This window comes from Acidovorax sp. A1169 (genome assembly GCF_030704685.1).
Taxonomy (GTDB): Bacteria; Pseudomonadota; Gammaproteobacteria; order Burkholderiales; family Burkholderiaceae_C; genus Acidovorax.
Genome location: NZ_JAUZDX010000009.1, coordinates 195913 through 209041, shown reverse-complemented (window position 1 = coordinate 209041; position 13129 = coordinate 195913). Strand labels below are relative to the sequence as shown.

Sequence of the window (13129 nt, the reverse complement as noted above, 5' to 3'; positions counted from 1 at the left end):
TATGAAGAACAAGCAACTGGGCGGAACCATCATCGGCTTTATCGTGGGCGTGATCTTCGGCCTGGGCGCCGCGCTGGCGGTCGCCGTCTACGTGACCAAGGTGCCCGTGCCCTTCCTCAACAAGGGCGGCGCACGCGGCACCGACCAGGACGCGGCCGAAGCGCAGAAGAACAAGAACTGGGACCCGAACTCGCCGCTGTATGGCAAGAACCCCGCGCGGCCTCCTGCGGCTGCAGCGTCGGTTCCCGCCACGGCGGGGGTGGCGCCTGCGCCTGCCGCCTCGGCACCTGCCGTGGCAGCAGCGGACCCGCGTGCCGCCGCCTCGTCGGCCAAGCCTGCCGCCGCAGCCACCAAGCCCGGCAGTGCCGACCCCTTGGGTGATCTGGCCGCTGCCAAGGCCGCTGCGGCGCCCGGCAACAGTGCCGACCCCTTCGACTACTTCGTGCAGGCCGGTGCCTTCCGCACCCAGGCCGATGCCGATGCGCAGCGCGCCAAACTGGCCATGCTGGGCTGGGAGGCCCGCGTGAGCGAGCGCGAGCAAAATGGCCGCACCGTGTTCCGCGTGCGCGTCGGCCCGTTCACCAAGCGCGATGATGCCGCCCAGCTCAAGGACAAGCTCGACACCACGGGTGTCGAATCTGCCCTGGTGCGGGTGCAGCGCTGAGCGCATGCCTGCCTGAACTTTTTCCGGGGGAGTGGCTCACACCCCCCAATACCAGACCAAGGAGTGCCACTTTCATGAAACGCCGCGAGTTTTCCCTGTCTGCCGCTTCCGCAGTGGCCGCATCCGCCCTGACCCTGCCCGTGGCCGCCCCCGCGCTGGCGCAACCGCGCCAGTTCAAGGAGGGCAAGGACTACCGCAAGCTCGACAAGCCTGTCACGCCCGACGCGCCTGCGGGCAAGGTCGACGTGATCGAATTCTTCTGGTACAGCTGCCCCCACTGCAATGCCTTCGAGCCCACGCTCGACGCCTGGGTCAAGGCAGCCCCCAAGGACCTGAGCATCCGCCGTATCCCGGTGGCCTTCAACGCCAGCTTCGTGCCACAGCAAAAGCTGTACTTCACGCTCGAAGGCATGGGCAAGCTCGATGCCCTGCACGCCAAGGTCTTCCGTGCCATCCACGTGGAGAAGGCCAAGCTCGCCAAGGACGATGAAATCATGGCCTGGATCGCCACGCAGGGCGTGGACGTGGCCAAGTTCAAGGAAGTCTACAACTCGTTCACCGTATCCAACCAGGTGCGCCGCGCGTCGCAACTGCAGGATGCGTACGGTGTGGAAGGCGTGCCCTCGATGGGCGTGGCCGGCCGTTTCTACACCGATGGCACCATGGCCGGCAGCATGTCTGTGGTGCTGCAGGTGGTGGAGCAACTGGTGGGCGTGGCCCGCAAAGGCTGACCGTTTCTTGGCAGGACTGGCGCCTGCGTGTACCAACAGCCCGCTGATGCGGGCTTTTTTCATGGCATGTCGCCACGGGTGGCTACAATGATCTGCAAGATTCGTGCCCTATGAACTACCGCATCCTCCCGACCCTACTCCTCCTCTCGGCCCTGGCCATGGTCCAGACGGCGGCCCACGCCGAAAAGGCCGACCGCAACAAGCCCATGAACATCGAGGCCGACGCACTGCGCCACGATGAGCTCAAGCAGACCAGCGTGTTCACCGGCCGCGTGGTCATGACCAAGGGCACCATCGTGCTGCGTGGCGCGCGCCTGGACGTGCGCCAGGACGCCGATGGCTACCAGTTCGGCGTGGTCACGGCCGAGCCGGGCAAACGCGCCTTCTTCCGCCAGAAGCGCGACACGCTGGCGGGAGCGCCCGACGAGTTCATCGAGGGCGAGAGCGAGGTCATCGAGTACGACGGCCGCGCCGACAACGTGAAGTTCATCACCCGCGCCGAGCTGCGGCGCTTCCGCGAATCCACGCTGACCGACGAGATCACCGGGCAGGTCATCGTCTACAACAACCTGACCGACGTGTTCACCGTGGACGCCAAGCCGCGCGGCAGCACCAATGCCGCGGGCGACACCCCGGCGCCCGGTGGCCGCGTGCGCGCCATCCTGTCGCCCAAGGAAACACCCGCCAGCGCGGCCGCCCCTGCCGCAGCGGCACCGGGCACCGCCCTGCGCCCCAGCAGCACCCTGAGCGGCGGCGCCAAGTGAGTGGGCCGCACGTGAGTACCGTCGCCGACTCTCCGGCGGACAGCCGGCTGGAGGTGCACCACCTCGAAAAATCCTATGGCAGCCGCAAGGTCGTCAAGGACGTATCGCTGGTCGTGCAAAAGGGCGAGGTCGTCGGGCTGCTCGGCCCCAACGGTGCGGGCAAGACCACCTCGTTCTACATGATCGTGGGCCTGGTGCGCAGCGATGCCGGCGACATCCGCATCGACGGCCACTCGGTGGCCCACATGCCCATCCACCGGCGCTCGCGCCTGGGCCTGTCCTACCTGCCGCAGGAAGCCTCGATCTTCCGCAAGCTCACGGTCGAAGAGAACGTGCGCGCTGTGCTCGAATTGCAGCGCGGCGACGACGGCCAGCCGCTGCCGCGCGCGGCCATCGAGGAACGCCTCACGGCCTTGCTGACCGAACTGCGCGTTGAGCACCTGCGCGCCTCGCCCGCGCTGGCCCTGTCCGGCGGCGAGCGCCGCCGCGTGGAGATCGCCCGCGCGCTGGCCACGCAGCCGCGCTTCATCCTGCTGGACGAGCCTTTTGCCGGCATCGATCCCATCGCCGTGATCGAGATCCAGCGCATCATCGGCTTCCTCAAGGCGCGCGGCATTGGCGTGCTCATCACCGACCACAACGTGCGCGAGACGCTGGGCATCTGCGACCACGCCTTCATCATCAGCGACGGCCATGTGCTGGCCCAGGGAACCCCCTCCGAAATCGTCGACAACGCCGAAGTGCGCCGGGTGTACCTGGGTGAACACTTCCGCATGTAACAGACCGATGGACCACCCGTTCGCCATGCACCTGCCTTTGCGGCAGCCTCGGGGGGCTGTGCGATGAAGCCCGGCCTGTCACTGCGCGTATCGCAGCACCTGGCGCTCACGCCGCAATTGCAGCAGTCCATCCGGCTGCTGCAGCTGTCCACGCTGGAACTGGGCCAGGAGGTCGAGCAGATGCTCGACGAAAACCCCTTTCTCGAACGCAATGCCGACGAGGCGCCGCGCGAAGAGTTCGGTGTGGAAACGGCCGATGCGCCGGTGCAGCCGGACGATTACAGTTCCGACGACGCGGTCTATTCCAGCGCCCCGGGCTCCAGCACCTCGACCGAGACCTCGGCCGACAGCCCGCAGGGCGATGCGGAAGTGGGCAGCAGTGCGGGCGACGAGCCCGACTGGAGTGGCGATGGCACCGTGGACGTGTCCCCCAATGATGCCGAGTGGGGCGGCGATGCGCCGGCCCGCAACCGCAATGATTCCGAAGGCGACGAGGCGGACGCCACCGAGCTGGCGCGCACGCACGAATCGCTCACCGCGTTTTTGCACCGGCAGGCGCTGTCGTTGCGCCTGTCCGAGGTGGACCGGGCCGCCCTGCGCTTTTTGATCGAATCGCTCAACGACGACGGCTACCTCGAAGACCCGCTCGAAGAACTGGCCGTGGGCCTGGCCGGCCCGGACGACCTGGAGCAGATCGAGGAGCTGGTGCACCGCTTCACCGTCGCCCTGCGCCTGCTGCAAAGCCTGGAGCCCGTGGGCGTGGGTGCACGTGGCCTGGGTGAATGCCTCACGCTGCAGCTCACGGCGCTGGCCGCCGACGAGGACAGCGAGATCGACCCCGACACCGTGCAGACCGCGCTGCGCGTGTGCCAGCAGCCGCTGGAGATGCTGGCGCGCCGTGACATCCGCCGCCTCACGCAGCTGTGTGGCGATGGCGAGGAGCGCACCCGCGCCGCCATGGCCCTGATCGCGCGGCTGGAGCCTCGCCCCGGGCGCAAGTTCGTGGACGTGGAGCGCAACATCATCGTGCCCGACGTCATCGTGCGCAAGGCCGGGCGGGCCAATGGCCGCGATGGCCAGCACAACTTCATCGTGGCCCTGAACCCCGACGTGATGCCGCGCCTGCGCGTGCACGACATCTACGCCGGTGCCCTGCGCGGCCACAAGGGCGGCGAGGGCCACCAGGCCATGCAGCAGCGGCTGCAGGAGGCGCGCTGGTTCATCAAGAACATCCAGCAGCGCTTTGACACCATCCTGCGCGTCTCGCGGGCCATCGTCGAGCGGCAAAAGAGCTTCTTCACCCATGGCGAGCTGGCCATGCGCCCGCTGGTGCTGCGCGATATCGCCGATGAGCTGGGTTTGCACGAGTCCACCATCAGCCGCGTGACCACGGCCAAGTACATGTCCACGCCCATCGGCACCTACGAGCTCAAGTACTTCTTCGGCTCGGGCCTGGGCACCGAGACCGGCGGCAACGCATCGAGCACGGCCGTGCGTGCCCTCATCAAGCAGTTCGTGGCGGCCGAAAGCCCCGCCAAGCCGCTGTCGGACAGTCAGATCGCCGAGATGCTCAAGGAGCAGGGCATCGAGTGCGCGCGCCGCACCGTGGCCAAGTACCGCGAGGCGCTCCGGATCGCGCCGGCCAACCTGCGCAAGGCGCTCTGATCAGGCGGCTGTTCTGAACGCCCGGCTGGAGATGCTGACGGCATTGCCGTCCGGGTCCCTGGCATTGGCAAACGCATAGCCGTTGGCCTGGTGGGTCGGGCCGAACGCCAGGCCCTGCACCAGCGCCTTCGCCTTGAATGCCTCCACATCGTGCACATGAAAGCACAGCTTCACCCCGGCCTGGCCGAGCTTCACGCTCTTGGCCGCCTGGTGGATGAGGATGCTGGCGCCGCCGTCCGGGGCCTTGAGTTCGATCAGGCCCTCCACCACCTCTCCCGTGGTCTGCAGGCCGAAATGCGTGCCGTAGAACGCCGCGCTGCGCTGCATGTCGCGCGCGTAGACCATGATGGTGCCGAGCATGGGGTGCATGGTGGGTCGGCCATCCGCCATCAAGGCGACTTCGAGGCCGGCGCGCGCCGCAGCGAGCGCAGCAGCTCCAGCGCCTGTGCGGTCGGCTCCTGCGACTGGCCATTGGCCAGCACGGTGAAGGCCACGCGCAGTTCGTTCATGCCCAGCACGCCTTGGGTCAAATACTTGTAGCCGCCCGGCTCGGGGGCGCCGTCGGTGGCCGAGAAGTAGTAGCCCGTCTTGCCCGAGGCACCCAGGTCCTTGAGGGGCAGTTCGGCTTCCACGGCGCGGGGCTGGGCTTGCCTTGCCGCGCTTTGCACCTGGGCCCTAAGTTCATCGGGCGTAGAGGCTTTGCCTGTGCCTGCGGGCCAGATGGGCGTGAGGATCATCTGCAGGGCCGTGGTATCGGGGCCGCTGATGGCGACCGAGGGCGGCAGCTCGGCATGGGGGCGGCGGACCTGGGCGCGCCATTGGGCGGGCAGGTCGATGACGAGGTCGTCGCGCCCGGGCAGCGGAACGCGCAGTTCTTCGGCAAGAACGGGCTGGCACAGGGCGAAGGTGAGCAGCGTGAGGGCAGTGCGGAGCATGGAGCGGTGGTCGGAGGAACGGAGTGAGTGAGGTGGTGGCTTACTTGCGGCTGGCGAAGACGGCGTCATACGACTGCGTGCTGAAGCCCGCCACCCGCTGGCCATTGGTGAGCAGCACCGGCACGCCGCGCGCACCCAGTTGCGCAAAGGCGGCCTTGCCGGTGGGCGTGTCCACGTCGAACTCCCGGTACGCGATGCCCTTGCCGCCCAGGTAGGCCTTGGCCGCTTTGCAGTAGCCGCACCAGGTGGCCATGTAGAGCGTGACCTCGCCCCGGGGTTGGGCTGCTTTCTGGGCTTCTACAGGTGCCTGGCCGGGCGTGGTGGGTGGCAGCGGGTTGCCCGGGACCACGCTGACGGGCAGGCTTTCGAGCTTCAGGGTTTTTTGCACCGCACCCGAGGCGGGGGGCTGGTCGCTGTAGACGACCTTTCCGCTCGCATCCACGGATTTGTAGAGCGTCTGGGCATGCGCCGTGCCGGTGAGCGCGGCCGCAATCAGGGCGAGGGTCAGGGTACAGCGCAGGGCGTGCATGGGGGCTCCGGGTAAAATCGGCATTCCGGGAGCATAAGAGACTTCTGCCCCGAGACCCGGCAGCGCGTGCGCTGCCTGTGCCGGCTACCCCGCCAATGGGGATACGGCCTTCCTTTTTTGGTCCTTCCACGGGCCTTGCCTGCGGAGCGCCTTGCATGGGCTGCCACCGTTTCGCTGCTTACCTTTCTACCGCCCGCGCCATGGCCCGCATTGTTTTCGACCTCCCCACGCACTTCGGCTTTGCCACCGAGCTGCAGATCTACATCAGCCACGTCAACCAGGGCGGGCACCTGGACAATGCGCAGCTGCTGAGCCTGGTGTCCGAGGCGCGCGTGCGCTTCTTCCAGTCGCTCGGTTACCCCGAGGCGGACGTGGGCGGCCTGTCCACCGTGGTGGGCGACATCGTGGCCCAGTACAAGTCCGAAGGCTTCCATGGCGAGACCATGCGCGTGGAGATGGCGCCCGAGGACCTCAACCGCTACGGCTTCGACCTCGTCTTTCGGATGACGGAGAAGACGACGGGCCGCGAAGTGGCGCGCGGCAAGGTCGGCATCGTCTTCATCGGCCGCAGCGACCGCAAGGTGGCGCCCATCCCTGAATCCATCCGCCAGCTGCTGCTGGCGCGCGCAGCGACTGACGCAGTCGTCGTTTAAGCGCGTATCCTTTCGCCCAGTGCCATGAACCAACTCCAACTCTTTCTCCCCTGCGCCGCCGGTGTCGAGGGCTACCTCGCCGACGAGGTGCACGCCATCACCGGCCTCACGGGCCAGGACCTGCTCATGGGCCGGGGCGGCGTGCTGCTGCGCGCCTCGTGGCGCCAGGCGCTGCTGCTCAACCTGCACAGCCGGCTGGCGCAGCGCGTGCTGGTGCAACTGGCGCACCGGCCCTACCGCTCCGAGAACGACCTGTACGGCATCGCCAGCGAGGTGGCCTGGGAGATCTGGTTCACCACGCGCCAGACCTTCAAGGTCGAGGTTACGGCCCAGCACAGCCCGCTGCAGAGTCTGAACTTCGCCGGCCTGCGCGTGAAGGACGCTGTGGCCGACCGTTTTCGCGCCAAGTCCGGCGTGCGCCCCGACGTGAACACCCAGTGGCCCGACGTGCGCATCCACCTGCACCTGACCACCGAAGAGGCCACTGTCTACATCGACACCTCGGGCGAGCCGCTGTTCAAGCGCGGCTGGCGCGAGGACAAGGGCGACGCCCCGCTCAAGGAAACCCTGGCCGCCGCCATGATCGCCGCCAGCGGCTGGGACCCGCTCGGTGATGCGCCCGTGCCGCTGTACGACCCCTGCTGCGGCAGCGGCACCATCGCCATCGAGGCCGCGCAGATCGCCTGCCGCATCCCGGCCGGCATGCTGCGCCGATTTGCGTTCGAGAAGCTCCTGCCCTTCCAGGGCCATGTGTGGTCGGCCATCCAGGCCGAGGCCGAGAGCGCTATCCAGGCGAGCCCGGTGCCCATCTTCGGCAGCGACGTGGCCCACCGCATGGTCGACTTTGCCGAGCGCAATGCCGAGCGCGCAGGCGTGGCCGAGGCCGTGCAGCTGCGCGGTGGCGATGCATTGCAGCGCATGCCGCCGAGCGAACAGCCGGGCCTGATGCTGCTCAACCCGCCCTACGGCGAGCGCATTGCCGCCGCCGGCTCCGCCGGCCAGAACGCCAACGAACGCGCGGCCGAGCGGGCCCTGGGCGCCAGCGTGGGCCGCGAGGCCGCGCACACCGACGACGGCGGCGAGTTCTTCAGCCAACTGGCCACCCACTGGAAGAAGAACTATGCGGGCTGGACGGCCTGGATGCTGACCCCCGACCTCAAGCTGCCCGGCAAGATGCGCCTGAAGGAGTCGCGCCGCGTGCCCATGTGGAACGGCCCCATCGAGTGCCGCATGTTCCGCTTCGACATGGTCAAGGGATCGGTGCGCACCAAGCCATCATCCGAGACGCCACAGGCCGGCCCGCGCGATGCGGGTTGAGTTGGCGCTGCCGGCCCAGGCGCCGGCGGGTGAACCCGTGCGCCCTGTGGTCGTCGACACCAACGTCGCGCTGGACCTGCTGATCTTCTCGGACCCCGCCACCGTGCCGTTGCGCCAACTGCTCGCCGAAGGGCGCCTGGCCTGGATCGCCACGCAGGTCATGCGCGACGAACTCGAGCGCGTGCTGGCCTACCCGCACATCGTCGGCCGCATGGACTACTACCGTGTGGACGCGGCGCAGGTGCTGGCCGCCTTCGACGCACAGGCCCGCCTGGTGGAGATTGCTCCGCGCGTGGCCTACGTCTGCAAGGACACCGACGACCAGAAGTTCATCGACTTGGCCGCCGCACACCGCGCCATCCTGCTGAGCAAGGACAAGGCGGTGATCTGCATGCGCAAGCGCCTGCTGACGCTGGACGCCCACGTGGCGACGGCGCTGGTGCTGGAGATGGTGGGCGAACCCGCCTGCGCCAGCGCCTGAATCCCCCCGTCAGCGGTCGAAGCTGAAATCGCCCGCCGCGTGCACCTGCCACGCGCCCTCGCCCTTGAGCTCCAGCACATGCGTGTGGTGCTTGAGCACGGCCGGGCGGTGGGCAATGCTGATCAGCGTGGTGCCATTGGCGCGCAGGCGCTCGTAAAGCGCTGCCTCGTTGGCGCTGTCGAGGGCGCTGGTGGCTTCGTCCAGGATCACGATGCGCGGCGCACGCGCCAGCACTCGGGCAAACGCCAGGCGCTGCTGCTCGCCGATGGACAGCTGCTTTTCCCAGTCGTGCGAGGCGTCGAGCCCGCCCACGCGTTCGGCCAAGGACTCCAGCTGCACTTCCTGCAACAGCTCGAGCAAACGTTCGTCCGCCAGGTCGGTTTCCTTCATGGGGTAAATGATCTGGCTGCGCAGCGTACCCATCTGCATGTACGGGCGCTGGGGCAGAAAGAACACATCCTCCATCGGCGGGTGCTGCACGGCACCGCTGCCGGTGCGCCACAGGCCTGCAATGGCCCGCAGCAGCGAGCTTTTGCCGCAGCCGCTGGGGCCGGTGATCAGCAGGGCATCGCCGGTTTGCAGCTGCAGTGACAGGTCCTGCACCAGCAGGCGGCCGAACTGAGGCGTGTAGAGCGTGAGCCCCTCGATGGCCATGGCTTCGCCGATGCGCGTGGCAATCTGCGGCGCAGGTTCTGATGGCGCCTGTGCTGCGCTGGCGGTGCCGTTGGCAGGCAGCGTCGTCGCAGCCGGCTCGGCCCAGGGGGTGGGGGCGGCAGGTGTCTTGAGGACCATCTGCGACAGCGCGTGCAGCCGGTCGATGCCGGCCACGAAGCGGCTCAGGCTCTCGAAGTTATCCACGATGAGCGAGACCGCGCCCAGCACGGCCGCAAAGGCGCCCGCCGCCTGGATCGCGCGCCCCACCTCGAGTTCGCCCGAAAGCACGCCATTGGCCAGGATGATGCTCGGCAGCACCAGCGTGAGCTGGCTGAACGAGCGCTGGAACAGGTTGAGCGAACGCTGCTTCTTGATGAGCCGCGCGTAGTTGGTGAAGGCGGCTTCGAAGCGGTGGTCGATCTGCGCGCGCTCCTGCGGCTCGCCGCGGTAGAAGGCGATGGACTCGGCGTTCTCGCGCAGCCGCATCAGCCCGAAGCGGAAGTCCGCCTCGCGCCGGATCTGCCAGAAATTGAGTCGGATCAGCGGTGCGCCAAACAGGTACAGCGCGCCGAAGGTTCCCAGCAGCGCATACACCGCCAGAAAGGCCACCAGCACCTTGGAAATGGACCACAGCACTGCGCTGAACGCCACGAGCTGCATCAGCGAGCCCAGAAAGATCAGCAGGAAGTGCGTGGACCGGCCGGTGAAGGTGTTGATGTCCTCGCTGATGCGCTGGTCGGGGTTGTCGATGTCGCTGCCGGTACCGAGTTCGTAGTACTTGCGCTCACCCAGGTAGCCATCCAGGAAGCGGTGCGTGAGCCAGCGCCGCCAGTGGTTGGAAAACGCGTCGCGCATGTAGTAGTAGAAGGCGTACACCGGCACCGCGAAGGCCAGCACGATGAGGCTGGCGCGCACCGCGTCCCAGAACCGGTCGGCCTGCTTGGCGGCCAGGGCCGAGGTCATTTCGCCGGTCTTGTCGATCAGCATCACGGCCAGTTGCGTCTCGCAGACCATCAGGCCGATGAGCAGCGCGAGCAGGCCCCAGGCCGTTCTTTTCTTCTCGCCCATCCAGTAGGGGCGGGCCACGCTCATGAACTGCTTCCATGCCGAGAGCGACAGGGTAGGAGGGCGGCGGCGGCGGGGCTTCTTCGCGGCCGGCGGCGGCGATGCGGGAGCGGGTGGTGCTGAAAGGGTGGCGGCAGGAGTAGACATAAGGCACAGGCAAAAGGAGGCAAACGGGAGCACCGCCTGCACGATAGGCGGGCGGCCGGTCTGCCTCTGTCAGCCAATGCCTACAGCCCGCTAAGGACGGGCCCGCTTTGCGCGCAGCCCATGCCCGCGGGCATGGTTCAAGGCCGCAGCAGGTCGTAGGCCGCGCGCACGCGCTGCATGTCGCGGCCAAGCTTGCGGTTTTGCGGCAGGTGCTGCATCCAGCCCATGCGCCCGATGCTGGTGGCCAGCATGGCCTGCAGCTCCGGGCTGCCTGACGCGATCCAGGCTGTCCACATCGCGCGGGCGTCGTCGAGCGCGCCCACCAAGCGCAGGTAGATGGCCGTGGAGTGCGCGTAGCACAGCGCATCGCGCGCGTGGCATACCGGCAGCGGCAGCACGGCGGCCGGGTCGTCCTCGAAATCGATGTAGCCCACCACGCGATCGGGGCAGCGCACGAGGTTGCGCGCGAACGCCTGGCTCAGGCAGGTGCCGCTGGCGTGCACCTGCGCAATGGCCACCAGGCCCTGCTGCCACAGCGCCAGCACGGCGGCGGGCCCGGCGGACACGGCATGGTCGATTTCATTGCCCAGCGAGGGAGTTTGCTGCGCGGGCCGCCCCAGGTGGCGCATCAAAAAGCCATCCTCCTGCGCTGCCAGCACGGTGGGCACGCGCAGGCCGCGCGCCTGCAGGTCGCGCAGGCGCCGCACCTCGGTGGCGATGGCTTCGCGCCCGCCCCGGTTGGGCACCGGGCGCAGCACTTCCAGCCGCAGCACCGCAGCCATTGCCGCCATGGCACGGTAGCGGCCCGGGCCGTGGGGTGCACCGGCCTTCTTGAGCCATACCTGCTCCTCGCCGAGCCGGTAGCTGGCGACATTGAACTGCTGCTGCACGAGCTGCTGGCGCAGGTAGGCCGCGTAATCGACGGTGTTGCTGCCGGGGTTGCTGTCAGGAACCTTGCCTGCCTCCATCGTCATACGGCGGCGTTGGCGGGCAGATCGCTGACGGCGGCCACGGCCGCGTGGGCCACTTCCACATGGTGGGGCACCGACGGTTCCAGCGCCGGTTCGCTGGCGGCAAAGCTGTGCGCGCTGGACAGCGGCCAGTACAGGCGGAACACGTTGTGCTGCGCCTCCAGCGAGCCCAGCAAGGCGCCGGGCTGCATGCGCGTGATCAGGTTGGACAGAAGACGTACCTCGGTATCGCTGATGCGGCGCACGATATGGTGGGCTGTGATGTCCTTGGGGTGCTGCAGGCCGGCGGCCTGCACCAGCTCCTGCAGCGCATGCAGGGTACTGTGGTGGAACTGCGCCACGCGCGAGGCCTTGTCGGGCACCACCAGGGCCTGTTGGCGCTGCGCGTCCTGCGTGGTCACGCCGGTGGGGCAGTGGCCGGTGTGGCAGCTTTGCGCCTGGATGCAGCCCAGCGCCATCATGAAGCCGCGCCCGGCGTTGCACCAGTCAGCACCCAGCGCCATCATGCGCGCGATGTCGAAGGCTGTGATCACCTTGCCCGCGCAGCCGATGCGCACGCGCTCGCGCAGGTTCACGCCCACCAGCGTGTTGTGCACCAGCAGCAGGCCTTCCTGCAGCGGTGCGCCCACATGGTCGCTGAACTCCACGGGCGCGGCCCCCGTGCCGCCCTCGGCCCCGTCCACCACGATGAAGTCGGGCGTGATGCCGGTGACCAGCATAGCCTTGACGATGGCAAACCACTCCCAGGGGTGGCCCAGGCAGAACTTGAAACCGGTGGGCTTGCCGCCCGAGAGCTCGCGCAGGCGGGCAATGAACTGCATCATCTCCACCGGGCTCGCGAACGCGCTGTGCCGCGAGGGCGAGATGCAGTCCTTGCCGACGGGCACGCCGCGTGCGGCCGCGATCTCGATGGTGACCTTGGCTGCGGGCAGCACCCCACCGTGCCCGGGCTTGGCTCCCTGGCTCAGCTTGAGCTCGATCATCTTCACCTGCGGGTCCTGCGCATTCGTGGCAAAGCGTTCGGGGCTGAAGCTGCCATCGTCGTTGCGGCAGCCGAAGTAGCCCGAACCGATTTCCCAGATCAGGTCGCCTCCGTGCACGCGGTGGTGCTGCGAGATGGAGCCTTCGCCCGTATCGTGGGCAAAGCCACCCAGCTGCGCGCCCTTGTTCAGCGCCAGCACCGCGTTGGCCGACAGCGCGCCAAAGCTCATGGCCGAGATGTTGAACACGCTGGCGTGGTAGGGCTGGGTGCACGGCGACACGGAGGGCGAGGGCGCATCGGGGCTGCCGCCGATCCATACGCGAAAGTCGCTCGATGTGAGGTGCGAAGGCGCCATGGAGTGGTTCACCCATTCGTAGCCCCGTGCGCCCACGTCCAGGTGCGTGCCGAAGGGCCGGTTGTCGGGCTCGCCCTTGGCGCGCTGGTAGACCAGCGAGCGCTGGGCGCGCGAGAACGGGGCGGCCTCGCTGTCGCTCTCGATGAAATACTGGCGCACCTCGGGGCGCACGTATTCGAGCATGAAGCGGATGTGCCCGATGACCGGGTAGTTGCGCAGGATGGCATGGCGCGTCTGGCGCAGGTCGTACACGCCCACGGCCACCAGCGCCGCCAAAGCCCCCAGGGCCAGCACCAGCGCCAGGCTCGGGCCGAAGACCACGAGGGCGCAGAGCGCCGCCAGCAGGCCCAGCACGCACAGTGCAAAGGCCGTGTAGCGCACCGGGTACAGGGAGTTGAGTTGGTGGATCATCGGGTGTCCTGGTTCTTTTGCGGGCG

The 13129-nt window shown here is 68.1% G+C and carries 14 protein-coding genes; 8 read left to right on the top strand and 6 right to left on the bottom strand.

All coding sequences use genetic code 11. The features are described from left to right. Window position 1 precedes the first annotated feature (1 nt). The 5 genes from QYL93_RS16870 (at window position 2) to QYL93_RS16850 (ending at window position 4603) form a co-directional block, all read left to right on the top strand. A complete protein-coding gene (locus QYL93_RS16870; protein WP_305744699.1) occupies window positions 2–664 on the top strand; it encodes an SPOR domain-containing protein in 663 nt (220 codons plus the stop codon). Window positions 665–738: 74 nt separating this feature from the next. Beyond that, complete coding sequence (locus QYL93_RS16865; RefSeq protein ID WP_305744698.1) at window positions 739–1395, top strand: thiol:disulfide interchange protein DsbA/DsbL; 657 nt, start codon at window positions 739–741, stop codon at window positions 1393–1395. Between the two features lie 110 nt (window positions 1396–1505). Further along, window positions 1506–2159: a lipopolysaccharide transport periplasmic protein LptA gene (lptA, locus tag QYL93_RS16860; protein WP_305744697.1), complete on the top strand. Its 654-nt coding sequence runs from the start codon at window positions 1506–1508 to the stop codon at window positions 2157–2159. Continuing rightward, entirely contained in the window at window positions 2156–2938 is a 783-nt protein-coding gene (gene lptB / locus QYL93_RS16855; RefSeq protein ID WP_305744696.1) for an LPS export ABC transporter ATP-binding protein, read from the top strand. The genes lptA and lptB overlap by 4 nt, the downstream gene beginning before the upstream one ends. A 63-nt stretch (window positions 2939–3001) precedes the next feature. Then, on the top strand, window positions 3002–4603 hold the full coding sequence (locus tag QYL93_RS16850; protein WP_305744695.1) for an RNA polymerase factor sigma-54: 1602 nt from the start codon (window positions 3002–3004) through the stop codon (window positions 4601–4603). Here the strand turns inward: QYL93_RS16850 and QYL93_RS16845 are convergent, their stop codons facing one another. From QYL93_RS16845 to QYL93_RS16835, 3 genes are read right to left on the bottom strand one after another with little or no spacing between them, the layout of a single operon-like run. Further along, on the bottom strand, window positions 4604–4972 hold the full coding sequence (locus QYL93_RS16845; protein WP_305744694.1) for a VOC family protein: 369 nt from the start codon (window positions 4970–4972) through the stop codon (window positions 4604–4606). 20 nt (window positions 4973–4992) lie between these two features. Beyond that, the gene (locus QYL93_RS16840; RefSeq protein ID WP_305744693.1) at window positions 4993–5538 is read right to left on the bottom strand and encodes a hypothetical protein; all 546 of its coding nucleotides are present in this window, start codon (window positions 5536–5538) and stop codon (window positions 4993–4995) included. Window positions 5539–5578: 40 nt separating this feature from the next. Beyond that, window positions 5579–6067 carry a glutaredoxin domain-containing protein gene (locus tag QYL93_RS16835; protein WP_305744692.1) on the bottom strand — a complete coding sequence of 163 codons (489 nt, stop codon included), beginning with the start codon at window positions 6065–6067 and terminating at the stop codon, window positions 5579–5581. Between the two features lie 200 nt (window positions 6068–6267). On the opposite strand from QYL93_RS16835, the gene QYL93_RS16830 reads away from it, so the two are divergent. Genes QYL93_RS16830 through QYL93_RS16820 form a run of 3 tightly spaced genes read left to right on the top strand, consistent with a single transcriptional unit; the run spans window position 6268 to window position 8518 of the window. Further along, window positions 6268–6720, top strand: a complete 453-nt coding sequence (locus tag QYL93_RS16830) for a thioesterase family protein (protein WP_305744691.1) — start codon at window positions 6268–6270, stop codon at window positions 6718–6720. A gap of 24 nt (window positions 6721–6744) precedes the next feature. Further along, complete coding sequence (locus QYL93_RS16825) at window positions 6745–8037, top strand: class I SAM-dependent RNA methyltransferase (RefSeq protein ID WP_305744690.1); 1293 nt, start codon at window positions 6745–6747, stop codon at window positions 8035–8037. Then, a complete protein-coding gene (locus QYL93_RS16820) occupies window positions 8027–8518 on the top strand; it encodes a putative toxin-antitoxin system toxin component, PIN family (protein ID WP_305744689.1) in 492 nt (163 codons plus the stop codon). Before QYL93_RS16825 ends, QYL93_RS16820 begins: the two co-directional genes overlap by 11 nt. A gap of 9 nt (window positions 8519–8527) precedes the next feature. Here QYL93_RS16820 and QYL93_RS16815 read toward each other — a convergent pair whose 3' ends face one another. The 3 genes from QYL93_RS16815 to QYL93_RS16805 form a co-directional block, all read right to left on the bottom strand. Beyond that, window positions 8528–10264: an ABC transporter ATP-binding protein/permease gene (locus tag QYL93_RS16815; protein ID WP_305744719.1), complete on the bottom strand. Its 1737-nt coding sequence runs from the start codon at window positions 10262–10264 to the stop codon at window positions 8528–8530. A gap of 257 nt (window positions 10265–10521) precedes the next feature. Further along, a complete protein-coding gene (locus tag QYL93_RS16810) occupies window positions 10522–11358 on the bottom strand; it encodes a hypothetical protein (RefSeq protein ID WP_057268508.1) in 837 nt (278 codons plus the stop codon). After that, complete coding sequence (locus QYL93_RS16805) at window positions 11355–13103, bottom strand: FMN-binding glutamate synthase family protein (RefSeq protein ID WP_305744688.1); 1749 nt, start codon at window positions 13101–13103, stop codon at window positions 11355–11357. Before QYL93_RS16805 ends, QYL93_RS16810 begins: the two co-directional genes overlap by 4 nt. Window positions 13104–13129 lie beyond the last annotated feature (26 nt).